The sequence below is a fragment of the Roseovarius spongiae genome, assembly GCF_003651245.1.
GTDB classification, from domain to species: Bacteria; Pseudomonadota; Alphaproteobacteria; order Rhodobacterales; family Rhodobacteraceae; genus Roseovarius; species Roseovarius spongiae.
Genome location: NZ_RAPE01000003.1, coordinates 229,826 through 251,510, shown reverse-complemented (window position 1 = coordinate 251,510; position 21,685 = coordinate 229,826). Strand labels below are relative to the sequence as shown.

Genomic DNA, 21,685 nt, shown 5'->3' with positions numbered 1-21,685 from the left:
CGCTGACGAGAAACGAAAAAAGGGCCGCACCCGGTGGCGCGGCCCTTCATGAACAGCGATCATGGCGCGACGGCTCAGCTCTTCATGCTGTCCCAGAAGGACTTGACTGACGAGAAGAAGCTCTTGCTTTCGGGGTTGTTGTCCTCCGACAGCGCCTCGAACTCGCGCAGAAGCTCCTTCTGTTTCGACGTGAGGTTCACCGGCGTTTCGACCGAAAGTTCGATGAACATGTCGCCGCGCGCGCCGCCGCGTAGCGCCGGCATCCCCTTGGAGCGCAGGCGCATCTGGCGGCCCGACTGGCTGCCGGCGGGGATCTTCACGCGTGCGCGCCCGCCATCGATCGTCGGCACCTCGATATCACCGCCGAGCGCGGCCGTCGCAACCGACACCGGCACGTTGCAGAAGAGGTTGGCCTCCTCGCGCTCAAAGAGCTTGTGCCTGGCCACCTCGATGAAGATGTAGAGATCGCCCGGAGGCCCGCCACGCATGCCGGCCTCGCCCTCGCCCGAAAGGCGGATGCGCGTGCCGGTCTCGACGCCCGCGGGAATGTTCACGCTGAGCGCGCGGTCTTTTTCCACCCGGCCCTGGCCGCCGCAGGCCTTGCACGGGTTCTTGATGATCTGGCCGAGGCCGGAACAGGTCGGGCAGGTCCGCTCGACCGTGAAGAACCCCTGCTGCGCACGCACCTTGCCCATGCCCGAACAGGTCGGGCAGGTGGTGGGTTCGGCGCCGCCCTCCGCGCCCGATCCGTCACAGGCCGAACAGGCCACGGAGGTCGGCACGTTGATGGTCTTCTGCAGCCCGGAAAACGCCTCTTCCAGCGTGACGCGCATGTTGTAGCGCAGGTCCGAGCCGCGCGCGGCGCGCCGTCCGCCGCCGCCGCCGCGGCCGCCCATGAAATCGCCGAAAAGATCGTCGAACACGTCCGAGAAGGCCGAGGCGAAATCGCCCTGGCCGCCGCCGGGGTGTCCGCCGCGCGGCCCGCCGCCGCCGCCCATGCCGCCCTCAAAGGCGGCGTGGCCGAAGCGGTCGTAGGCCGCCTTCTTGTCCGGGTCCTTCAGCACGTCATAGGCTTCGCCGGCTTCCTTGAACTGCTTTTCGGCGTCCGGGTTGTCCTTGTTGCTGTCGGGATGCAGCGCCTTCGCCTTCTGACGATAGGCTTTCTTGATCTCGTCCGCCGAGGCGCCCCTGGGGACGCCAAGCACTTCGTAATAGTCGCGTTTGGCCATTCGAGAACTCCTTTTGCCGGAACGGTCCGGGCCGGCCCGTCACCAGGCCGGCCCGCGTCGTTCCGTGGCAGCCTTAGCTGCGTTTGTTGTCGTCGAGGTCCTCGAAATCGGCGTCGACGATGTCGTCCTCGCCCGGGCCGGACGCCTCGTCAGCGGCCTTCGGCTCGCCTGCGTCCTCTTCCTGGCTGGCCTTGTAGATCGCCTCGCCAAGCTTCATCGCGGCCTCGGTCACGTTCTGGATGCCCGCCTTGATCTTGCCGGCGTCGTCCTTCTCCATCTCTTCCTTGAGCGCGGAGATCGCCAGTTCGATCGCCTCGACGGTCGACGGGTCGACCTTGTCGGAGTGCTCCTCCATCGACTTCTCGGTCGAGTGGATGAGGCTCTCGGCCTGGTTCCGGGCGTCGACCAGTTCGCGGCGGGCCTTGTCGGCCTCGGCGTTCTCTTCGGCGTCCTTGACCATCTTCTCGATATCCTCGTCCGAAAGACCGCCGGACGCCTGGATCGTGATCTTCTGCTCCTTGTTGGTGCCCTTGTCCTTGGCGCTGACGGACACGATGCCGTTGGCGTCGATGTCGAAGGTCACCTCGATCTGGGGCATGCCACGCGGCGCCGGCGGGATGTCCTCGAGGTTGAACTGGCCCAGCATCTTGTTGTCTGCGGCCATTTCGCGTTCGCCCTGGAAGACCCGGATCGTCACCGCGTTCTGGTTGTCCTCCGCGGTCGAGAAGATCTGGCTCTTGTTGGTCGGGATCGTGGTGTTGCGGTCGATGAGCCGCGTGAACACGCCGCCCAGCGTCTCGATGCCAAGGCTCAGCGGCGTCACGTCGAGCAGCACCACGTCCTTGACGTCGCCCTGCAGCACGCCCGCCTGGATGGCGGCGCCCATCGCGACAACCTCGTCGGGGTTCACGCCCTTGTGGGGCTCCTTGCCGAAGAACTTGGTCACTTCCTCGATCACGCGGGGCATGCGGGTCATGCCGCCGACGAGCACGACCTCGTCGATCTCGTTGGCCGAGAGGCCCGCATCCTTGAGCGCGTCCTTGCACGGCTTGATCGACTGCTTGATGAGGTCCCCGACGAGCGACTCGAGCTTCGCACGCGTGAGCTTCATCACCATGTGCAGCGGCGAGCCGTCCGAGCCCATCGAGATGAAGGGCTGGTTGATCTCGGTCTGGCTGGAGCTCGACAGTTCGATCTTGGCCTTCTCGGCGGCTTCCTTGAGCCGTTGCAGCGCCATCTTGTCCTTGGTCAGGTCGACGCCGTGCTCTTTCTTGAACTCGTCCGCGAGGTAGTTGACGATCCGCATGTCGAAGTCTTCACCGCCAAGGAACGTGTCGCCGTTGGTCGATTTCACCTCGAACAGGCCATCGTCGATCTCGAGGATGGTCACGTCGAACGTGCCGCCGCCAAGGTCATAGACCGCGATTGTGTGCGTTTCGTCCTTGTCGAGCCCATAGGCCAGCGCGGCGGCGGTCGGTTCGTTGATGATGCGCAGCACCTCGAGGCCGGCGATCTTGCCGGCGTCCTTGGTGGCCTGACGCTGGGCGTCGTTGAAATAGGCGGGCACGGTGATGACGGCCTGCGTCACCTCTTCGCCGAGATACTTCTCGGCCGTGTCCTTCATCTTGCCGAGGATGAACGCGCTGATCTGGCTGGGCGAATATTTCTCGCCGCGCGCCTCGATCCAGGCGTCGCCCTGGCCGCCGTCGATGACGTTGAACGGCATGTTCTTCTTGTCCTTGGCCAGATCGGGGTCGTCCTCGCGGCGACCGATCAGGCGCTTGACGCCGAAGATGGTGTTCTCCGGGTTGGTCACGGCCTGGCGCTTGGCGGACTGGCCGACGAGACGCTCGTTCTCGGTGAACGCGACGATCGACGGCGTGGTGCGCGCGCCTTCGGCGTTCTCGACGACGCGGGGTTGACTGCCATCCATGATGGCGACGCAGCTGTTGGTGGTTCCGAGGTCGATACCGATGACTTTGGACATGTGTTATCCCTTTCTCTTCAGGCGATAGGACAGGGCGTGACCCGTTACGGCATCCCGCCCCGACTGGTTAAGGAGACCGCCCGCGCTGGCGCCGGCGGTGCTTCCCGGCGTATATAGGGAGCGCGCCGAGCCCCTGCAAGCGCCGGGGGAGCACGGAAACGACAGTTTTTCATTGAATCCGGGCATGCGCGCCCGAGGCCGGAGACGTCCGCATGGCTGAACCCGAACTGAACCTGCGCGGCCTGCGTATCCTGCCGGGCCGAATTGAGCGGGCGGCGCAGGAGGCATTGGTCGCGGACCTGCGCGATGTCGTGCGCGCCGCGCCCTTTGTCGCCCCCGAGACGCGGTTCGGGCGCAAGATGAGCGTGCGGATGACCTCGGCCGGGCGCTATGGCTGGGTGTCGGATCGCTCGGGCTACCGCTATGCCCGGCGGCACCCGGAAGGCATGGACTGGCCCGCGATTCCCGACCGGGTTCTTGCGCTCTGGCGAGACCTGGTGAGCGATGCGCGCGATCCCGACTGCTGCCTCGTCAACTACTACGGCGAGGGCGCGCGCATGGGACTGCACCAGGACCGCGACGAGGCGGATTTTACCTGGCCGGTGCTGTCGGTGTCGCTGGGCGACGAAGGGTTGCTCAGGGTCGGCAACGCCACGCGGGGCGGGCGCACGGAATCGATCTGGTTGAGGTCAGGCGACGTGGTGGTGATGGGCGGCGATGCGCGGCTCGTCCATCACGGCGTCGACCGGATCAAGTTCCGCTCGAGCACGCTGCTGCCGCAGGGCGGGCGCATCAACCTGACCCTGCGGGTCGTGGACTGACGGCGGGGGCATGGGCAATTCTCTTGGACGAGAATTGCGCGCCCTCACGCGTCCTTCTCGACGTTGACCTGATGGGGATAGGGGATCGAGATGCCCTTCGCGTCGAAGGCTTCCTTGATCTCCTTGGTCAGCTTGAACTTCAGCTCCCAATAGTCCGCCGTCGCGCACCAGAGCCGCGCGGTGATGTCCACCGAACTGTCGCCCAGGTTCGTCACCCGCGCCCAGGGTTCGGGGTCGGCGTGGATGCGGTCGTCGGCGCGGGCGGCGTCGAGGATGATCTTCATCGCGGCGTCGCTGTCGTCGTCGTAGTCGATCCCGAAGGTCAGGTCGAGCCGGCGCGTATCATGCACCGAGTAGTTGGTGATGACCGATCCCCAGGCCTGCCCGTTGGGGACGATGATCTGCACGTTGTCAGGCGTCTTGAGCTCCGTGTAGAACAGCGTGATGTCCACCACGGTCCCCCCGGTTCCGCCGATGTCGACATATTGCCCGTTTTTGTAAGGCTGGAAGATCACCAGCATGATGCCGGCGGCCAGATCGGCCAGCGTACCCTGCAACGCCATGCCGATCGCGAGCGTCGCCGCGCCCATGACGGCGACGAGGCTCGTCGCCTCGATCCCGAAGAGGCCGAGAACGGCCATCAGCACCATCAGCCGCACGATCCAGGTGACCAGCGTGGCGGCGAAATTGCCCAGCGTGTTGTCGATGCGCGGGTGCTTGTTCACCTGGCGGCGCACGAACCTTCCGATCAGCCCGGCGGCCATCCAGCCGACCACCAGCACGATGAGCGCCTTGATCGCCTGAACGATCAGGGGCCCGAAGCTGATCGCCTTTTCCAGGTATTCTTCCATGTCGCGACGCCTTTCGGTATTCCGTTAGGGGCGGCAGGTAACATCCCCGCACAGCCGGGCGCAAGGCGCGAAAAGGCCCGGAACACCCGGGCCTCTCTCGTCAGCTTGCGCGGTTCATTTCTTCAGCGAGTCGCGGATCTCCAGCAGCACGTCCAGTTCGGACGGGCCGGTCTCGACCTCGGGCGCCACCTCGTCGGGTTTCTCGGCCATCGCCTTTACCTTGTTGACATAGCGCACCAGCATGAAGACCACGAAGGCGATGATCAGGAAGTTGATGACCGCCATGATGAACGCGCCATAGGCGAAGATCGACGCCCCGGTTTCGCGCGCGGCCTCGAGAGAGGCGCCCTCGGGCACGTCGCCGGAGAGCACGGCGTAATTGTTGGTGAAATCGACGCCGCCGGTGAACAGGCCGATGATCGGGTTGATCAGATCGCCCACCAGCGACGTGACGATCGCGGTAAAGGCGGCGCCGATGATGATGCCGACGGCCATGTCCATGACATTGCCCTTGGCGATGAAGTCCTTGAATTCACTAAGCATGACTGTCCCTTTTCCCTGTATTTCCCGACGCCCGGAGAATTGTCTGTTTCCGTATCATGGATATAGATCCATATTTAGCGGGATTATCATGGGAAAAGGCAACAGTTTTTCCCTTTCGGGCAGAGGCTTGCGCCTGCCGGACCGTCGCGCGGGGTCAGCCGGGCAGAGACCCGTTCAACACGTAGCGCAGGACGGCGACCACCTGATCGGGCGTGCGCGCCACGGCGAGCGCGGCGGCGTCCACTTCCTTGAGCGCGTGATCGTGTTCGGGCGGTTGCAGAATGATGAGCGACTTGCCCAGCGCGGCGGCATAACCGGCGTCAAAGGCGGCGTTCCACTGCTTGTACTTGTCGCCGAACCGCACGACGACGATGTCGGCCTCCTCGATGCCGCGTCGGGTGCGGATCGCGTTGATCATCGCGCCCTTGTGGTCGTGCCAGTACTTGTCGTCTTCGGCCCCGAGGATGGCGACTCCGCAATCGTCGCTGGCGCCGTGATCGGTGACGGGTGCGGAAAATGTCACCGGCAGTCCTTCGGCTCCGTTGGCGATCTCCTCGCGCCAGTCGGTGTGGATCTCGCCGGAAAGATAGACATGCAGGGTCATGGTGGTTCTTCTCCATTTTCGGTTTCGGTCTTGGTTCGGGCCATGGCGCCTTGGCTCGCGCGCGCGGCGCGGCTTGCCATCGAACCGCAGCCTACCCGATCGCTCCGGGCTTTGCGACCGGTTGACCGGCGAATGCGCCGGTTGCGCTTCTACAGGGCCGGACAAGCCTGTAAGGTCCGCCCCGATAAGCCTTTGGAGGAATCCATCTTGAAGACATTTCTGAAACGGGCGGTCCCGGCGGGGCTGCGCCGCTACGCCGCCGAGAAAAAGCGCTCCCGCGCGCGGGCGGCGTTGCGGCGGATCGCCGCCCGCGGCGTCGAGGTCGCCACGGTCATCGATGTCGGCGCATCCGATGGCCGTTGGTCCGTGCAGACGATGGACTACTTTCCCGACGCCGACTACCTGCTGATCGAGGCCAACCCGGTTCACCGCACGGCGCTCGAGGAATTCTGCGCCGCGCGACGCAACGCACGCTTCGAACTGGCCGCCGCCAGCGATATCGACGGCGAGGTCGCCTTTGACGGCAGCGATCCGTTCGGCGGCGCCGCCGATCCGCAGCGGACGGAGGCGACGCTGCGCGCCCGCGCGGTCCGGCTCGACAGTCTGTGCCAGGCGGACGGAAAACACGCCGGGCCCTATTTTCTCAAGCTCGACACCCACGGTTACGAAGTCCCGATCCTGAACGGCAGCGAGCACATCCTCGCCAACGCGTCCCTCGTCGTGATCGAGGTCTACGTGTTTCGCCTGTCTTCCGACGCGCTGCTGTTCGACGAGATGGTCGCCCTCATGCGCGAAAAGGGGTTCGGCGTGGTCGACATGTCGGACCCGCTCTGGCGTCCGGGGGACGGGTGCTTCTGGCAGATGGACATCTATTTCGAGCCGCTCTCCGCGCCGGTGTTCCGCCGCCAGACCTATAGCTGAGCGCCCCTAGCCCCTCAGCACCCCGCCGGTCGCCTTGCCGACCTTCTCGACGATCCGCGCGCTCACCGCCTCGATCTCGGCGTCCTTCAGCGTCTTCTCGGTCGGTTGCAGGCGCACCGTCACGGCGAGGGACTTCTTGCCTTCGCCAAGGCTGCCGCCGATGAACTCGTCGAAGACGCGCACCTCCTCGATCAGCGCCTTGTCGGCGCCCTTGGCCGCGTTGACCAGCGTCAGCGCTTCAACCTCTGCGTCGACCACGAAGGCGAAGTCGCGCTCGACGGCCTGGAGGTCGCGGGTTTCCAGCGCGCCGCGATTGGCGGTGGCGTTGCGCGGCAGCGGCGCCTCGCCCGGCCACAGGGTAAAGCCGACCGCCGGCCCCTTCACGTCCAGGGCGCGCAGCACGCGGGGGTGCAATTCGCCGAAGACGCCCAGCACCTTCTTCGGGCCAAGGCAGATCCTCCCGTGCCGGCCGGGATGCCACCAGTCGGGGCCGCCGCGCAGGATCTGCGCCTTGGCGGGCGCGCCGATGGCCGCGAGGATCGCCTCGGCGTCGGCCTTGGCGTCGAAGACGTCGACCGCGCGCGCCTCTGCGTGCACGTCCTTGGGCCCGGTGCGGCCGATCAGCAGACCCGCGACCTGCATGTGCTGCTCGCCCGGCTCACCGCCATGAAAGACATGCCCCGCCTCGAACAGCGCGAGATCCGCCGCCCCGCGCGCCTGGTTGCGCGCGGCGGCCTGCAAGAGGCCGGGCAGCAGGTCGGGGCGCATGTGGCTCATCTCGGAACTGATCGGATTGGCGAGCATCGTCGCATCCTCCCCGCCGCCGAACAGCGTGGCGGCGGCATGGTCGATGAAGCTGTACGTGACGCATTCGTTATACCCCAGCGCCGCCGCCGTGCGCCGCGCCGCCTGTTCGCGCCGCTGCGCGACCGAAAGCACCGGCTTGGGCACGCCGGCCTGCGCGCGCGCCATCGGGCGGCCGACGAGCTTCGTGAGCGAGGCGATGCGCGCCACCTCTTCGACAAGGTCCGCCTCGCCCTGCACGTCGGGGCGCCACGAGGGAACCTGCGCGCGGTCGCCCTCCATGCGAAAGCCGAGCGCGGTCAGCGTCTGGCGCTGGTCCGCCTCCGCGATGTCCATCCCGACGAGCGAGCGCACCCGCTCGGGGTCGAGCGGATAGCTGCGCGCCACGTCCGGCACGGCGCCGGCGATGACCCGGTTGGACGGCTCGCCGCCGCAGAGATCGAGGATCATCTGCGTCGCCAGTTCCAACCCCGGAAGGGTGAAGGCCGGATCGACCCCGCGCTCGAAGCGGTAGCGCGCGTCCGAGTTGATCTTGAGCGCGCGACCCGTATGCGCGATCTGGACATGATCCCAGAACGCGGATTCGAGGAACACGTCGGTGGTCTCCTCGGTGCAGCCGGTGGCGGCGCCGCCCATGACGCCCGCGATGCTCTCGACGCCCGCGTCGTCCGAAATCACGACCTGGCCCTTGCTGAAGGTGTATTCCTTGTCATCGAGCGCGGTCAGCGTTTCGCCTCCCGCCGCGCGGTGGATGCGCAGATCGCCGCTGACCTTGGCCGCGTCGAAGACGTGCAGCGGGCGGTTGCGGTCGTAGGTGAAGAAGTTGGTGATATCCACCAAAGCCGAGATCGGGCGCAGCCCGATGGCGCGCAGCCGGGTTTGCAGCCACTCGGGGCTGGGGCCGTTAGTGACGCCGCGGATCAGCCGGCCCGCGAACACCTCGCATCCGCCCGCGCGGGCGTCCTCGGATATGCTGACGCCGATGGGGCAGGGGAACTGCCCGTCGATATGGACCTCGGGCGCCGGTTTCAGCGCGCCCAGCCCGCGCGCCGCGAGATCGCGCGCGACGCCGCGCACGCCGAGCGCGTCGGGGCGGTTCGGGGTGATCGCGATCTCGATCACCGGGTCCACCTTGGCCGGATCGTTGGCGGCGAGCCAGTCGATGAACCGCTCGCCGACCTCGCCCGAGGGCAGCTCGATGATGCCGTCATGTTCGTCCGACAGCTCCATTTCGCGCTCCGAGCACATCATCCCGTAGCTCTCGACGCCTCGGATCTTGCCCACCCCGATGGTGGTGTCGATGCCGGGCACGTAGACGCCCGGCTTGGCGATCACCACGGTGATGCCGGCGCGCGCGTTGGGCGCGCCGCAGATGATCTGCAACTCGCCCGCGTCCGTTTCGACGCGGCAGACGCGCAGGCGATCGGCGTCGGGGTGCTGCTCGGCATGGGTCACCTTGCCGATGGTGAACTCGGACAGGCGCGCGGCGGGGTTGGTCACGCCCTCGACCTCGAGCCCGAGATCGGTGAGCGCATCGGTGATCTCATCGACCGACGCGGTCGTGTCGAGATGGTCCTTGAGCCAGGAAAGGGTGAATTTCATGTGCCGTCATCCGCGGGTCGTTATCGGTTGGCCCCGCTTAGCGCAGAAGGCGGCGGGGGGAAAGGCCGCTTACCGGTCGTAGCGTTTGGCCAGGTCCTCGGTGTCGCCCATGCCCAGCAGCCTGATCTCGCGGGCCATGCGGATCGTCGGCTTGAGGCAGAAACAGGTCGAGCCGATGACGAAGAGCCATACGGCGGGGGTTTCGTACTTCGCCCAGAAGAACAGGATGGACCCGACGAGGAACGAAAGCGCGGCGATGAAATCGACGATGGTGTAGGCGATTTCATATAGGGCGTAGAGGCGGCGGCTGGCGGGGGACTTCTGGCGATTCTCGTGCTGGAACAGGCGCATGGCATCGATCCCGAATGATTGAAGGGAGGGCATGTTCCTTAGCCCGGAGTCGGGGGGCGACACAATGTCCGCCCGACTGGCCGGAACTCCGATGCGGACCGGACGTTTTCGGGGGCGAGAGGCAAAAGGAGTTTCAGGATGATTTCGCTAGCGGACAAGACAATCCTCGTGACCGGCGCCGCAGGCGGTATCGGGAGTGCGATGTGCAGGACCTGCGCCGACCTCGGTGCGAAGGTGGCGCTGACGGACCTCGCCGACAGCGATGGCGGCGACGTCGCCGATGATCTGGGTGAGCGCGTGACCTTCTACGCGATGGACGTGACCGACCAGGACGATATCCGCAACACGATGGAGCGCGTCGAGGGCGATCTCGGCCCCTTGTCGGGGGTTGTCGCCAATGCCGGCATCGCGCCCACGGGGCCGACGATGGACTATCCGAAAGACACCTGGGACAAGGTCATCGCGATCAACCAGACCGGCGTTTTCCTCACCGCGCAGGAGGCGGGCCACCGCATGAATGGCCGCGGTGGGGCGCTGGTGCTGACGTCCTCCATCGCCGGGTTGTCGGTCGTGCATCCCGAGACGCACATCGCCTATGGCGCATCGAAGGCCGCGGTGGCGCACATGGCGGCGCTGATGGGCGTCGAATGGGCGCAGAAGGGCATCCGGGTCAACGCCGTGGCGCCCGGCTATGTCGATACGCCGATCCTTGATGCGGTCAAGAAGGACGATCCCGAGATGGCCGAGGAATGGGTCGACGCGATGCCGATCAAGCGCGTCCTGCGCCCCGAGGAGATCGCCAACGTGACCGCATTCCTGCTGTCGGATGCCGCCAGCGCCATCACCGGCGCGACGATCGCTGCCGATGGAGGATACTCCAAGGCATGAACCGGACGGGCGGGCGCCCGGCTATCGCGACAACCCACCCCTGAGCGTCGGCACATCCAACGCCGCGAACCCGTAATGCCGCAACCAGCGCAGGTCGGAATCAAAGAACGCCCGCAAATCCGGGATCCCGTATTTCAGCATCGCGATCCGGTCGATCCCCATGCCGAATGCAAAGCCCTGCCACTCCGCGGGATCGATGTTCCCGGCCTCGAGCACCTTGGGGTGCATCATGCCGCTGCCGAGGATCTCGAGCCAGTCGTCGCCTTCCCCCACCTTCAGCGTGCCGCTCTCCCAGGAGCAGCGGATATCGACCTCCGCCGAGGGTTCCGTGAACGGAAAATGCGACGCGCGAAAGCGCAGCTCGACATCGTCGACCTCGAAAAACGCCTTGACGAATTCCTCGAGCACCCATTTCAGGTTCGCCATCGAGATATCGCGGTCGATCGCCATGCCCTCGACCTGGTGGAACATCGGCGTGTGCGTCATGTCGTAATCCGCGCGGTAGACGCGCCCCGGCGCGATCACCCGGATCGGCGCGCCCTGGTCCTGCATCGCGCGGATCTGCACCGGCGAGGTATGCGTGCGCAGCACGTGCGGCGGGCGGTCGTCGCCCTCGGCGCGATGGGTGTAGAACGTGTCCATCTCGGCGCGCGCGGGGTGGTGGCCGGGGATGTTCAGCGCGTCGAAATTGTACCAGTCGCTCTCGATCTGCGGCCCTTCGGCGACGGCGAATCCCATGTCGGCAAAGATCGCGGTGACCTCTTCGGTGACCTGTGAAATCGGGTGGATCGTGCCCTGCCGGCGCCCCCGCGCGGGCAGCGTCACGTCGAGCCATTCGGCGCGCAGCCGCTCGTCCAGCGCCGCGTCCGCGAGCGCCGCCTTGCGGGCCGCCAGCGCGCTGTTGATCTCGTCCTTGAGCGCGTTCAGCGCGGGGCCGGCGGCCTGCCGCTCCTCGGGCGTCATCTTGCCCAGTTCGCGCATCCTGAGCGCCACCTCGCCCTTCTTGCCGACCGCTGCGATGCGGATCGCCTCGAGCGCGGATTCGTCCTCTGCCTCCGCGATCTGCGTCAGGTATCTGGCTTTGAGATCGTCCATGCTGCGTGCTCCTTCTTCGCGGGCACTGCTAGCGCCATGCACCCGCGAAGGCAAGGTCACGCGGCGCGCAGCAACGCCCCGATGCGCACCCGCTGGACCGGGCGCGCGGCCGCGCCGAAACCGTCGCGCGTCAGGTCCGGGAACAGCGCCGCCAGTTCACGCTCGGTCGCCTCGCACCCGCCGGCGATTCCGGCGAGGGCGGGAAAGTAGCTTTCGCTCCACAGGCCGCAGGTCTGGACGATCTGGTGACTGTCAAACAACAGATGCACATAGCACACCTGAGCGCGCGGCTGCTGCCGTACGCCGCGCCCGTCGACCAGCGCCTTGGCCGGGACGAGGATTTCCTCGGCCCCGCAGTAGAGCTCGGCGCGCCAGCCGTCGATCAGGACGCGGTGCTGGGGCGACACCCAGACCGGCGCGGTCGCGCCGTAGCGACCGGCGGCAAAGCGCACCGGGGCGAAATCGCCGGTCCCCCTGACGCAGCGACGCCCGATCCAGCGCACCGGCAGCGCGCCTTCGTCGCGCGTCAGGACCAAATCGCCGGGCGCCAGCGCCTCGATCCGGCGCGGGCCGGACGGGGTCTGCACCCGCGTGCCGGCCACGAAACAGGCCAGCCCGGTATCGCCCGCCCCCGCGGGGCCATAGCTGACCTGGCCGGGGTCGGGCTGGTTGAACTGGATCGTGCTGGTGGTCGAGGACGGCCCCGTCAGCACCGGCAGGTTCTCGGACACCGCGCCCGCCGCCGCGCCGCCCAGGGCGGTGATGTTCTGCGCGCCGCCGCCGATGTCGTAGAAATCGATGACCTCGCTCGTCGCCGTATCGGTCAGCGCGAAGGCCTCGTAGTTGTTGGCTCCGCCGCCGTCGGGATCGGTCAGTTGGATCGGCAGGTTGTCCGCCGAAAGAACGTAGATGCGTTCGCCGTTGTCCGGGTCGATCGTCATGGTGACGCGTGGGTCCGTGAGCGGCACCTCGATCCCGAGCGAGCCGTCCGCCTCGTAGAAGCCGACGACGAAATCCGCCGGATCCTCGGACGGGCGCAGCGCCACCTCGAGGAATTCGGACACGCCCGAGTTCCGCGCATAGGCGTTCGAATAATGCAGTTCGCTGATCCGCGCCAAGTGGTGCCCTCCGATTCCGTCCGCGCGACAGCGCGCCAAGGACGCCGGGATACGGGGGGATTAAGGCGACGACATGGGCAATCAAGGTTAATTCAGCGGCGCGCGCGGCCGCAATCGCGCCTGATTTTCCGCGCGTCCGCGCCCGGAACGCGCGCGTGGGGCGGCGTCGCGCGCCGCGTGGTCATCGCGCCTTGCAAAACCCGGACGCGAACCCTAGGTTCGCGCGCATCGCGGGAGGCCCCCGCCGGACACCTACGGAGCACCTCATGGACGCAATGGCGCAATTCCTCCCCCTGATCCTGATATTCGCGATCATGTACCTGCTGCTGATCCGCCCCCAGCAGAAGAAGATGAAAGCGCACCAGGCGATGGTCGAAGCCCTGCGGCGCGGCGACCAGGTGGTCACCCAGGGCGGGCTGATCGGCAAGGTCTCCAAGGTCAAGGACGACGGCGAGATCGAAGTCGAGATCGCCTCGGGCGTCAAGGTGCGCGTCGTCAAGTCGACGATCGCGCAGGTGCTGTCGAAAACCGAACCGGCCGAGGGCTGAGCGCCCGGCCGCTCTTCGTCCTCCTCCATACCTGAAAAGGCGTCGTCATGCTTCAGATCGAGCTGTGGAAACGTATCTGTATCTGGGGCGTGGTCGCTCTCGGCCTCTTGCTGGCGCTGCCCAACGCCTTCTATTCGCGGGTCGAGACGCATAACGACGCGCTCGCCGCGATCGAGAAGGGGACCGACGCCGCAGAGGTGGCGGACGATGTCGCGCTCTGGCCCGAATGGCTGCCCTCGGGGCTGGTCAATCTCGGGCTCGACCTGCGCGGCGGCGCGCACCTGCTGGCCGAGGTCAAGGTCGGAGAGGTTTACAAGGCCCGCGTCGAGGGGCTTTGGCCCGAGGTCCGCGACCTCCTGCGCCGCGAGCGCGACGCGATCGGCACGATCCGCCTGCAACAGGACACCGGCGACGAACTCGTCGTGCGGCTCAACGAGCATCCCGAAAAGGCGCAGGAGGCCGCAGACATGGTGCGCGGCCTCGCCCGCCCGGTGACGAGCCTGACCGGCGCGGGGGCCAGCGATATCGAGGTGACGGCGCGCGACGGATCCGTCGTCGTCCGGCTTAGCGAGGCGGAAAAACGCGCCACCGACGACCGCACCGTGCGCCAGGCGCTCGAAATCATCCGCCGCCGCATCGACGAGGTGGGCACGCGCGAACCCACCATCCAGCGCCAGGGCGCCGACCGCATCCTGATCCAGGTGCCCGGCATCGGCAGCGCGGCGGAGCTGAAGGAAATCATCGGCACCACCGCGCAGCTTACCTTCCAGCCGGTGGTCAGCCGCACCTCGAACCCCGATGAACGCCCGGGCCCGGGCAACGAGATCCTGCCGTCGCTCGACGAACCGGACGCCTACTACATCCTCGAGCGCGCGCCCGTCGTCACCGGTGAGGAACTGGTCGACGCCCAGCCCGATTTCGACCAGAACGGGCGGCCCGCCGTATCGTTCCGCTTCAACCCGACCGGCGCGCGCGCCTTCGGCGACTACACCGCCGAGAACATCGGCAACCCCTTCGCAATCGTCCTTGACAACGAGGTCATCAGCGCCCCCGTCATCCAGAGCCATATCGGCGGCGGCGCGGGCATCATCACCGGCCGCTTCACCGTCGAGGAAAGCACCAATCTCGCCGTGCTGCTGCGCGCCGGCGCGCTGCCTGCCGGGCTCGACTTCCTCGAGGAACGCACCATCGGCCCCGAACTCGGCGCCGACAGCATCGAGGCGGGCAAGCTCGCCTGCGCGGTCGCCTTCGTGCTGGTGTTGGGCTTCATGTTCGCAAGCTACGGGTTGTTCGGGATATTCGCCAATATCGCGCTCATCATCAACGTCGGGCTGATCTTCGGCCTGCTCAGCCTGATCGGCGCCACGCTGACGCTGCCGGGCATCGCCGGGATCGTGCTGACCATCGGTATGGCGGTCGACGCCAACGTTCTCATCTTCGAGCGCATCCGCGAGGAGATGAAGACCGCCAAGGGACCGGCCCGCGCGATCCAGCTCGGCTATGAAAAGGCGCTGAGCGCGATCGTCGACGCCAACATCACCACGCTCATCACCGCGCTGATCCTGTTCGCGATGGGGTCGGGTCCGGTGCGCGGCTTCGCGATCACGCTGGGCCTCGGCATCATCACCTCGGTCTTCACGGCGATCTACGTGACGCGCCTGCTGGTGGTCATGTGGTTCGAGCGCAAACGCCCCAAGACCGTGCTGCACGGCCGCGGCCTTCGCCTTGTGCCCGAGGTGACGCGCTGGGACTTCTTCCGCCGCTGGAGATGGTCCATCGGCCTGTCGGTGGTGCTGATCGTCCTCGCGCTGCTGTCCTTCGGGGTGCGCGGGCTCAACTTCGGGATCGACTTCAAGGGCGGCACCACGATCCGCACCCTGAGCGAACAGAGCGTCGACATCGGCCAGTACCGCGACGCGATCACGCCGCTCGACCTTGGCGACGTGTCCATTACCGAGGTGTTCGACCCCACCTTCGGCCCCGATCACAACGTGTCCATGATCCGCATCCAGGCACAGGACGACCAGGAGTCGGTCTCGCCCGAGATCATCGCGCAGGTCGAATCCGCGCTTCAGGCGGTGACGCCGGATATCGAGTTCACCTCGGTCGAAAGCGTCGGCCCCAAGGTTTCGGGCGAATTGATCACTGCGGCGGTGATCGCGGTGCTGCTCGCCATCGCTGCGGTGCTGGTCTATATCTGGCTGCGCTTCGAATGGCAGTTCGCGGTGGGCGCGGTCGTGGCGCTCGTGCATGACGTGGTGCTGACCATCGGCGTCTTCTCGGAGCTACAGATCCAGTTCGACCTGGCGATCATCGCCGCGTTGCTGACCATCGTGGGCTATTCGCTGAACGATACCGTGGTCGTCTTCGACCGGGTCCGCGAGAACCTGCGCAAATACAAGAAGAAGGAGTTGAGCGAGGTGCTCAACCTCAGCATCAACGAAACGCTGAGCCGGACGGTGATGACCTCCGTGACCACGCTGCTCGCGCTCATCGCTCTCTACGTGCTGGGCGGGGACGTGATCCGCGGCTTCGTCTTCGCGATGATCTGGGGTGTGATCGTTGGGACCTACAGCTCGGTCTTCGTGGCCTCCACGGTGCTGCTGCGCCTCGGGGTCAAGCGCGACTGGTCCAAACCCGACGCCAACGCCGGCAACCAGTTCGCCAACGTGGATGCCTGACGCCGCCGTCGCCGTCTTCGGCGCGCCGGGGTTCTGGTGGCTGGCGGCGACCATCGCGGTGGCGGGGATCGTGCGGGGCTTCACCGGATTCGGCACCGCGCTGATCTTCGTCCCGGTCGCGGGGATGTTCCTGCCGCCTGCGCAGGTGGTGGCGACGATCACCCTCACCGGGGTCGCCAGCACCGCGGCGCTCGTGCCGCGCGCCTGGCGCCAGTCGGACCTGCGCGAGGTCGGGCTGCTGGTCATCGCCGCGCTGCCGACCATTCCGCTCGGGCTCTGGCTGATGGAGGCGCTGGACGCGCTTACCGTGCGCTGGGTCGTGACCGTGGTGGCCGGCGGCACGCTGGCCGCGCTGATCGCAGGCTGGCGCTATCACGGGCGGATGCGGCTGCCCGGCCTGCTCGCCGTCGGGGCGACGGCGGGGGCCATCGGCGGCATGACCGGGCTGACCGGACCGGCGGTGATCCTGTTCTACCTGGCCGGGCAGGCGGCGGCGCAGGCGGTGCGGGCCAACACGATCGTGTTCCTCGCCGCGCTCGACCTGGTGATCGTCGCCAACCTGCTGCTGTCAGGCGCGGTGGGCTGGTCGGTATTTCTGCTGGCCGCGGCGCTGGCCGTGCCCTATTTTTTCACCACGATGATCGGCCAGTCGCTTTTCCATCCCGGCCGCGAGCGGTTCTATCGCTCGGCCGCTTTCGGGGTGATCGGGCTGGCCGTGGTCAGCGGCATGCCGATCTGGTAGGCCCGACCCCAAAGGAAGGATACGCCATGCAGATGCAAGAGATCACCTTCGACAACGCCGCCCCCATCGACGGCTACGGCCCCGGCTTCTTTCGCGTCGGCGGGCAGGTGATCGAGGGTGCCGCCTGCGTGACCGAAACCGGCGCCCGCGCCTGGGGCGGCTACGAGGACAGCGCGACGCTGCTCGCGCTGGCGGACCGGGTCGACGTGATCCTGATCGGCGCCGGCGCCGAGGTCGCGCATATCCCCGCGCCTTTACGCCGCGCGCTGGAAGACGCCGGGTTGGGGGTCGAGACGATGATCACTCCCGCCGCCTGCCGCAGCTATAACGTGCTCCTGTCCGAAGGGCGGCGCGTCGCCGCGGCCCTGCTGCCGGTCTAGGGCGTGTCTTCCGCGCGCCCCGCCTTTGCGCTAGTGCAGCGCGCATGACGCTCAAGGTCACAGACCTCTGCATCGCGCGCGGCGGGATTCCAGTCCTGACCGGCGTGAACTTCACCCTCGCCCCCGGCGCGGCGCTGATCCTGCGCGGGCCGAACGGGTCGGGCAAGACGACGCTGCTGCGCACGCTCGCCGGGCTTCAGCCGCCGCTTGGCGGGCGTATTGAAGCGCCGCCCGAGTCGCTGGTCTATGCCGGGCACGCCGACGGGATCAAACAGGTGCTGAGCGTCGCGGAAAACCTCACCTTCTGGGCGCGCGTCTTCGGGCGGCGCGACATTGATGCGGCGCTGGCCGCGTTCGAACTGGCGCCGCTCGCGGACCGCGCGGCGGGCACGCTTTCGGCAGGGCAGAAACGGCGGCTGGGCCTTGCGCGGCTGCTGGTCACCGGGCGCCCCGTCTGGCTGCTGGACGAGCCGACCGTGTCGCTCGACGCGCACGCGACCGCGCTCTTCGCCGCCGCCGTGCGCGCGCATCTGGCGGAGGGGGGATCGGCGCTCATCGCGACGCATATCGACCTCGGGCTGGCCGAGGCGGCGGCGCTCGACGTGGCGCCCTTGCGCGCCCGCGCGCCGGCGCCGGACGATTTCGACGGGGTGTTCGCATGATCGCGATGCTGGGCCGCGACCTCGCGCTCGGGGTGCGCGCCGGGGGCGGCTTCGGCCTCGGGCTCGCGTTCTTCCTGATCGTGGTGACGCTGGTGCCCTTCGGCGTCGGCCCGCATCCCGACCTGCTGGCGCGGATCGGCCCCGGCATGCTGTGGCTCGGCGCGCTGCTGGCCTGCCTGCTCTCGCTTGACCGGATCTTCGCGCTCGACTGGGAGGACGGCTCGCTCGACCTGCTGGCCACCGCGCCCCTGCCGATGGAGGGCGTCGTCAGCATGAAGGCGCTCGCCCACTGGATCACCACCGGCCTGCCGCTGGTCGCCGCCGCGCCCGCGCTTGGCGTGCTGATGAACCTGCCGGCGCCCGCCTACCTGCCGCTCACCCTCACGCTGCTGCTGGGCACGCCCGCGCTGAGCGTGATCGGCACCTTCGGCGCGGCCCTGACCGTGGGGATCAAGCGCGGCGGGCTGCTGCTCAGCCTGCTGGTGCTGCCCCTCTACGTGCCGACGCTGATCTACGGGGCCGAGGCCGCCCGCCGCGGCGCGGCCGCGCAGGCCTATGGCACGCCGCTGATGATGCTGGCCGGGATCACCTGCGGCGCCATCGCACTCTTGCCCTTCGCCTCTGCTGCGGTATTGAGGGTCAACCTGCGTTGAGACGCCAAGCCGAGGATACGCCGCCGATGCGTTCGCTCTGGGAATACGCCAACCCCGCCCGGTTCATCCGGCTGTCGGACCGGGTGCTGCCATGGATCACCGCGCTCGCGCTCGCGGCGCTGGTGATCGGCCTTGTCTGGGGCCTCTGGTTCACCCCGGACGAGCGCCGCCAGGGCGCGACGGTCAAGATCATGTTCCTGCACGTGCCCTCGGCGTTGATGGCGATCAACGCCTGGCTGATGATGCTGGTCGCTTCGCTGATCTGGCTGATCCGCCGCCACCACGTCAGCGCGCTTGCCGCCCGCGCCGCGGCGCCGGTGGGCGCGGTGATGACGCTGATCGCGCTTGCTACCGGCGCGATCTGGGGGCAGCCGACATGGGGGACATGGTGGGTCTGGGACCCGCGGCTCACCTCGTTCCTGATCCTGTTCCTGTTCTACCTGGGCTACATCGCGCTCTGGGCCGCGATCGAGGACGACGACACCGCCGCCGACCTCACCAGCGTGCTCTGCCTCGTCGGGTCGGTCTTCGCGGTGCTCAGCCGCTACGCGGTGCTGTTCTGGAACCAGGGGCTGCACCAGGGCGCGTCGCTGAGCATGGACGCCGAAGAAAACGTCGACAACGTGTTCTACATTCCGCTGCTCTTCTGCATCGCGGGCTTCGTTCTGCTGTTCATCGCCCTCGTGCTGTTGCGCACGCAGACGGAAATCCGCGCGCGCCGGATGCGCGCGTTGTTGGCCCGTGAAAGGATGGGATGATGTTGCCCGATCTCGGAAAATACGCGGCCGAGGTGCTGTCTGCCTACGGCGTGTCGCTGGCGCTGCTGATCGCGCTTTGCTGGCAGAGCGTGGTCCGCGCCCGCCGCGTGCGGGCCGACCTCGCCCGCGTCGAACAAAGGCTGCGCGGCGATGGCTAGGGTGTCGCCGCTGATGATCGCGCCGCCGCTGATCTTCGCGGCGCTCGCCGCGCTCTTTTACGTCGGAATGCAGCGCGACGATCCCGACGCGCTGCCCTCGGTCTTCATCGGCAAACCCGCGCCCCCGGTGCCGGCGGACCCCCTCGCCGGGCGCGCGCCGCTCACCGACGCGGACCTGCGCGCAGGCGAGGTCACCGTCGTCAACTTCTGGGCGAGCTGGTGCCCCCCCTGCCGCGCCGAGCACCCCAATCTGCGCGCGCTCAACGACGAAGGCGTGCGCGTGGCTGGCGTCAACTTCAAGGACGAGGCGGCGCAGGCCAACGCCTATCTCGACGGGTCGGGCAACCCGTTCTTCGGCATCGGCTATGACCCCAAGGGGCGCGCGGCGATCGATTGGGGCGTGACCGCCCCGCCCGAGACCTTCATCATCGGCGGCGACGGCACCGTTCTTTACAAGTTCATCGGCCCATTGGTCGGAAGCGATTACGAACAGCGGTTTCGCCCGGAACTCGATAAGGCGCTGGGACGATAGGCGTCACTCGGCCGCGACGGCCGGCGCCTCTTCCAGCACCGCCCCGCCCGCCTGCCGCAAGGCGCGCAGATAGCGGCGGATCTGCCGCCCGTTCGCCGCGATCGGCCGGGCGGGGGCGACCTCGCGGCTTGCGTCCGCGCCTTTGGGGAAAAGGGCTGCGATCTCCGCGAGGCTCTCCCGCGGCAGCGTGCGCAACGCCTGTTCGCCCAGGAGGAAACTCTCGCTCGCCACGCCATGCGCGAAGACGATCTCGTGCGCGTCGAACAGCAGGTGATGATAGGCGATTCCGCCGACCTCCTCCGCGACCGCGACACCCGGCAGCCGGGTGAGGTGGATCGCCGGGATCAGCACCTCGCCGGCGCCGAATATGTCGCGCGCCACCGGCCCGCGCACGAGGATGCGATGCTGCCGCGACACTCGCAAGTCCAGCGTCGGCAGCCCGGCGCCAAGCGCGCCGGCGCCGATCCGGACCGGGCGCAGCGTCCGGTCCGCCAGCTCTTCGGCGCTCAGCCGCATCTTTCCCGTCCAGCGCAGCGCTTGCAGGCCGCGGTCGGCGGTAAGAATCCGATCGCCGACGCGCAGGGTTTCAACCGCGCGGGGGCCTTGGGCTGTCTCGATCAGCGTTCCGGCGGCAAAGCAGACCGCGCCGTTGATGGTGATCGTCACATCCTGCGTGTCCGAACGGCCATCGGCGTCGAGCATGGTGACGGTGAACGTATCCGTCAGCGTATCGCCGGGATCAAGCGCCTTCACCGCCGGATGATTGTCGTTCAGGTCATAGCTCCATGCGCCGGTGGCAGGGTTGATCGTCGCCGTGCCATAGCTCCCCGCGCTACTGATCGACCAGGTGTCGTCGTCGTTGCCGGTAAAGGGGTTCACGTCGTCGAGATCGCCGGTGACGATGGCGCCGCTGCCTTCGAGCACGCTGCCGGAGGTGTCTCCGCCGATGGTCGGGCTGCCCATCAGCCCTCTCCCGCTTCCAGACGGCGGGCGAACTGGCCCACCCCGTAGGACGCCACGCGGATCCGCCCGCCATCCTCTTCGCGGCTCCATTCGATGACGCGATACCGCGTGCCCTTGCGATTGTGCCAGAGCGTGCGCACCCGCCGCTGGTCCGGCCTCTGCGCCAGCATGTCGAGCACCTGTTCGAGATGCCCGAAGGGCGCTACAAGGTCGACGATCCAGACAGATGCGCCGCCGTTCCACTGATGCGCCTTGAGCGGCTGATGGTCGATGGCGAAGCGCCGCTCGGCCCCCGGCGCCAGCCCGGCCCAGGTCACGAAGGCGCGCGGATGCCCGTTCGTGCGGAAGATGCGGTATTGGCCAAGCCTGAGCGGCGTCTCCAGCTCCGCGATCACCTGCGCATGGGTGCGCATCCGGTGAAACGGGCCGAGCGCGGTCAACATCGCCATCGCGCCGAGATCGGCCAGCATCTCCTGCGGCCAGTCGAACCAGTCGGACGGAAACGGCTCCGTTCCCTCGCTGTCATGCGCGGCGCGGTCCCTCAGCGCGGCGAGGTGCCGCAGGGACGTCTGGATGAATTCCTGGCCGTGTTTGCTCACATAGACCTGTTCCGACTCCGACCCGGCGCGGCCCTGCCCGCATGCCGAGCCACGGTCCCGGAGAGGGCGCGAAACTCGTGCGGCGGGCGCGACTGTCCAGTGCGGAATACTGCTCTGACCGGCGCATTTTTACGCTCAATTCAGGCGATGTTATGACAAATCGCCCAAATTTTCAACGGGTTTCGCGGCCGAGCG

23 protein-coding genes are annotated in these 21,685 nt (G+C 67.5%); 12 read left to right on the top strand and 11 right to left on the bottom strand.

What is annotated here, in order from left to right; genetic code table 11:
• Window positions 1-74: 74 nt before the first annotated feature.
• Complete coding sequence (dnaJ, locus tag D6850_RS12485) at window positions 75-1,229, bottom strand: molecular chaperone DnaJ (RefSeq protein ID WP_121167404.1); 1,155 nt, start codon at window positions 1,227-1,229, stop codon at window positions 75-77.
• 73 nt (window positions 1,230-1,302) lie between these two features.
• Window positions 1,303-3,216 (bottom strand): molecular chaperone DnaK, encoded by a 1,914-nt coding sequence (gene dnaK, locus D6850_RS12480; protein WP_121167402.1) that lies wholly within the window; start codon window positions 3,214-3,216, stop codon window positions 1,303-1,305.
• 212 nt (window positions 3,217-3,428) lie between these two features.
• Between dnaK and D6850_RS12475 the strand changes: the two genes are divergently transcribed.
• On the top strand, window positions 3,429-4,037 hold the full coding sequence (locus tag D6850_RS12475) for an alpha-ketoglutarate-dependent dioxygenase AlkB family protein (protein ID WP_121167400.1): 609 nt from the start codon (window positions 3,429-3,431) through the stop codon (window positions 4,035-4,037).
• Between the two features lie 44 nt (window positions 4,038-4,081).
• On the opposite strand, the gene D6850_RS12470 is transcribed toward D6850_RS12475, so the two are convergent.
• The 3 genes from D6850_RS12470 to D6850_RS12460 all read right to left on the bottom strand — a co-directional run bounded on the left by D6850_RS12470 (window position 4,082) and on the right by D6850_RS12460 (window position 6,035).
• Window positions 4,082-4,888, bottom strand: coding sequence for a mechanosensitive ion channel family protein (locus D6850_RS12470; protein WP_121167398.1), 807 nt, complete (start codon window positions 4,886-4,888; stop codon window positions 4,082-4,084).
• A 114-nt stretch (window positions 4,889-5,002) separates the two neighbouring features.
• Window positions 5,003-5,431 (bottom strand): large conductance mechanosensitive channel protein MscL, encoded by a 429-nt coding sequence (gene mscL / locus D6850_RS12465; protein WP_121167397.1) that lies wholly within the window; start codon window positions 5,429-5,431, stop codon window positions 5,003-5,005.
• Window positions 5,432-5,585: 154 nt separating this feature from the next.
• Window positions 5,586-6,035, bottom strand: a complete 450-nt coding sequence (locus tag D6850_RS12460; protein WP_121167395.1) for a YtoQ family protein — start codon at window positions 6,033-6,035, stop codon at window positions 5,586-5,588.
• A gap of 207 nt (window positions 6,036-6,242) precedes the next feature.
• Here D6850_RS12460 and D6850_RS12455 point away from each other — a divergent pair, with 207 nt between their 5' ends.
• The gene (locus tag D6850_RS12455) at window positions 6,243-6,956 is read left to right on the top strand and encodes an FkbM family methyltransferase (protein WP_166434065.1); all 714 of its coding nucleotides are present in this window, start codon (window positions 6,243-6,245) and stop codon (window positions 6,954-6,956) included.
• A gap of 6 nt (window positions 6,957-6,962) precedes the next feature.
• Here the strand turns inward: D6850_RS12455 and pheT are convergent, their stop codons facing one another.
• Window positions 6,963-9,362 carry a phenylalanine--tRNA ligase subunit beta gene (gene pheT / locus D6850_RS12450; RefSeq protein ID WP_121167391.1) on the bottom strand — a complete coding sequence of 800 codons (2,400 nt, stop codon included), beginning with the start codon at window positions 9,360-9,362 and terminating at the stop codon, window positions 6,963-6,965.
• Between the two features lie 69 nt (window positions 9,363-9,431).
• Window positions 9,432-9,713 carry a YrhK family protein gene (locus D6850_RS12445; protein ID WP_121167861.1) on the bottom strand — a complete coding sequence of 94 codons (282 nt, stop codon included), beginning with the start codon at window positions 9,711-9,713 and terminating at the stop codon, window positions 9,432-9,434.
• 138 nt (window positions 9,714-9,851) lie between these two features.
• Here D6850_RS12445 and D6850_RS12440 point away from each other — a divergent pair, with 138 nt between their 5' ends.
• Window positions 9,852-10,601, top strand: a complete 750-nt coding sequence (locus D6850_RS12440) for an SDR family NAD(P)-dependent oxidoreductase (RefSeq protein ID WP_121167389.1) — start codon at window positions 9,852-9,854, stop codon at window positions 10,599-10,601.
• 21 nt (window positions 10,602-10,622) lie between these two features.
• Here D6850_RS12440 and pheS read toward each other — a convergent pair whose 3' ends face one another.
• Window positions 10,623-11,696 (bottom strand): phenylalanine--tRNA ligase subunit alpha, encoded by a 1,074-nt coding sequence (pheS, locus tag D6850_RS12435; protein ID WP_121167387.1) that lies wholly within the window; start codon window positions 11,694-11,696, stop codon window positions 10,623-10,625.
• Window positions 11,697-11,752: 56 nt separating this feature from the next.
• Window positions 11,753-12,814 carry a Hint domain-containing protein gene (locus D6850_RS12430; RefSeq protein ID WP_121167385.1) on the bottom strand — a complete coding sequence of 354 codons (1,062 nt, stop codon included), beginning with the start codon at window positions 12,812-12,814 and terminating at the stop codon, window positions 11,753-11,755.
• A gap of 266 nt (window positions 12,815-13,080) precedes the next feature.
• On the opposite strand from D6850_RS12430, the gene yajC reads away from it, so the two are divergent.
• The 9 genes from yajC to D6850_RS12385 are packed head-to-tail and all read left to right on the top strand — an operon-like array spanning window position 13,081 to window position 19,928.
• A complete protein-coding gene (yajC, locus tag D6850_RS12425; RefSeq protein WP_121167383.1) occupies window positions 13,081-13,362 on the top strand; it encodes a preprotein translocase subunit YajC in 282 nt (93 codons plus the stop codon).
• Between the two features lie 47 nt (window positions 13,363-13,409).
• The gene (secD, locus tag D6850_RS12420; RefSeq protein ID WP_121167381.1) at window positions 13,410-16,043 is read left to right on the top strand and encodes a protein translocase subunit SecD; all 2,634 of its coding nucleotides are present in this window, start codon (window positions 13,410-13,412) and stop codon (window positions 16,041-16,043) included.
• Window positions 16,036-16,785 (top strand): sulfite exporter TauE/SafE family protein, encoded by a 750-nt coding sequence (locus D6850_RS12415; protein WP_121167379.1) that lies wholly within the window; start codon window positions 16,036-16,038, stop codon window positions 16,783-16,785. Before secD ends, D6850_RS12415 begins: the two co-directional genes overlap by 8 nt.
• Before the next feature lie 26 nt (window positions 16,786-16,811).
• Window positions 16,812-17,165, top strand: a complete 354-nt coding sequence (locus tag D6850_RS12410; RefSeq protein WP_121167377.1) for an Mth938-like domain-containing protein — start codon at window positions 16,812-16,814, stop codon at window positions 17,163-17,165.
• A 44-nt stretch (window positions 17,166-17,209) separates the two neighbouring features.
• Window positions 17,210-17,827 carry a heme ABC exporter ATP-binding protein CcmA gene (gene ccmA / locus D6850_RS12405; RefSeq protein WP_121167375.1) on the top strand — a complete coding sequence of 206 codons (618 nt, stop codon included), beginning with the start codon at window positions 17,210-17,212 and terminating at the stop codon, window positions 17,825-17,827.
• Window positions 17,824-18,480: a heme exporter protein CcmB gene (gene ccmB, locus D6850_RS12400; protein WP_121167373.1), complete on the top strand. Its 657-nt coding sequence runs from the start codon at window positions 17,824-17,826 to the stop codon at window positions 18,478-18,480. The genes ccmA and ccmB overlap by 4 nt, the downstream gene beginning before the upstream one ends.
• 26 nt (window positions 18,481-18,506) lie before the next feature.
• On the top strand, window positions 18,507-19,238 hold the full coding sequence (locus tag D6850_RS12395) for a heme ABC transporter permease (protein WP_121167371.1): 732 nt from the start codon (window positions 18,507-18,509) through the stop codon (window positions 19,236-19,238).
• Entirely contained in the window at window positions 19,238-19,396 is a 159-nt protein-coding gene (gene ccmD, locus D6850_RS12390) for a heme exporter protein CcmD (RefSeq protein ID WP_206019258.1), read from the top strand. Before D6850_RS12395 ends, ccmD begins: the two co-directional genes overlap by 1 nt.
• A complete protein-coding gene (locus D6850_RS12385; RefSeq protein ID WP_166434064.1) occupies window positions 19,389-19,928 on the top strand; it encodes a DsbE family thiol:disulfide interchange protein in 540 nt (179 codons plus the stop codon). Before ccmD ends, D6850_RS12385 begins: the two co-directional genes overlap by 8 nt.
• Before the next feature lie 3 nt (window positions 19,929-19,931).
• Here D6850_RS12385 and D6850_RS12380 read toward each other — a convergent pair whose 3' ends face one another.
• Window positions 19,932-20,891 (bottom strand): Hint domain-containing protein, encoded by a 960-nt coding sequence (locus D6850_RS12380; RefSeq protein ID WP_166434063.1) that lies wholly within the window; start codon window positions 20,889-20,891, stop codon window positions 19,932-19,934.
• A complete protein-coding gene (locus tag D6850_RS12375; RefSeq protein ID WP_121167367.1) occupies window positions 20,891-21,490 on the bottom strand; it encodes a toxin-activating lysine-acyltransferase in 600 nt (199 codons plus the stop codon). The genes D6850_RS12380 and D6850_RS12375 overlap by 1 nt, the downstream gene beginning before the upstream one ends.
• Between the last annotated feature and the right edge of the window lie 195 nt (window positions 21,491-21,685).

Coding starts and splice junctions, on each gene's coding strand:
- dnaJ (WP_121167404.1), bottom strand. CDS start 1,229: ATGGCCAAACGCGACTATTACGAAGTGCTTGGCGTCCCCAGGGGCGCC.
- dnaK (WP_121167402.1), bottom strand. CDS start 3,216: ATGTCCAAAGTCATCGGTATCGACCTCGGAACCACCAACAGCTGCGTC.
- D6850_RS12475 (WP_121167400.1), top strand. CDS start 3,429: ATGGCTGAACCCGAACTGAACCTGCGCGGCCTGCGTATCCTGCCGGGC.
- D6850_RS12470 (WP_121167398.1), bottom strand. CDS start 4,888: ATGGAAGAATACCTGGAAAAGGCGATCAGCTTCGGGCCCCTGATCGTT.
- mscL (WP_121167397.1), bottom strand. CDS start 5,431: ATGCTTAGTGAATTCAAGGACTTCATCGCCAAGGGCAATGTCATGGAC.
- D6850_RS12460 (WP_121167395.1), bottom strand. CDS start 6,035: ATGACCCTGCATGTCTATCTTTCCGGCGAGATCCACACCGACTGGCGC.
- pheT (WP_121167391.1), bottom strand. CDS start 9,362: ATGAAATTCACCCTTTCCTGGCTCAAGGACCATCTCGACACGACCGCG.
- D6850_RS12445 (WP_121167861.1), bottom strand. CDS start 9,713: ATGCGCCTGTTCCAGCACGAGAATCGCCAGAAGTCCCCCGCCAGCCGC.
- D6850_RS12440 (WP_121167389.1), top strand. CDS start 9,852: ATGATTTCGCTAGCGGACAAGACAATCCTCGTGACCGGCGCCGCAGGC.
- pheS (WP_121167387.1), bottom strand. CDS start 11,696: ATGGACGATCTCAAAGCCAGATACCTGACGCAGATCGCGGAGGCAGAG.
- yajC (WP_121167383.1), top strand. CDS start 13,081: ATGGACGCAATGGCGCAATTCCTCCCCCTGATCCTGATATTCGCGATC.
- secD (WP_121167381.1), top strand. CDS start 13,410: ATGCTTCAGATCGAGCTGTGGAAACGTATCTGTATCTGGGGCGTGGTC.
- D6850_RS12415 (WP_121167379.1), top strand. CDS start 16,036: ATGCCTGACGCCGCCGTCGCCGTCTTCGGCGCGCCGGGGTTCTGGTGG.
- D6850_RS12410 (WP_121167377.1), top strand. CDS start 16,812: ATGCAGATGCAAGAGATCACCTTCGACAACGCCGCCCCCATCGACGGC.
- ccmA (WP_121167375.1), top strand. CDS start 17,210: ATGACGCTCAAGGTCACAGACCTCTGCATCGCGCGCGGCGGGATTCCA.
- ccmB (WP_121167373.1), top strand. CDS start 17,824: ATGATCGCGATGCTGGGCCGCGACCTCGCGCTCGGGGTGCGCGCCGGG.
- D6850_RS12395 (WP_121167371.1), top strand. CDS start 18,507: ATGCGTTCGCTCTGGGAATACGCCAACCCCGCCCGGTTCATCCGGCTG.
- ccmD (WP_206019258.1), top strand. CDS start 19,238: ATGTTGCCCGATCTCGGAAAATACGCGGCCGAGGTGCTGTCTGCCTAC.
- D6850_RS12385 (WP_166434064.1), top strand. CDS start 19,389: ATGGCTAGGGTGTCGCCGCTGATGATCGCGCCGCCGCTGATCTTCGCG.
- D6850_RS12380 (WP_166434063.1), bottom strand. CDS start 20,891: ATGGGCAGCCCGACCATCGGCGGAGACACCTCCGGCAGCGTGCTCGAA.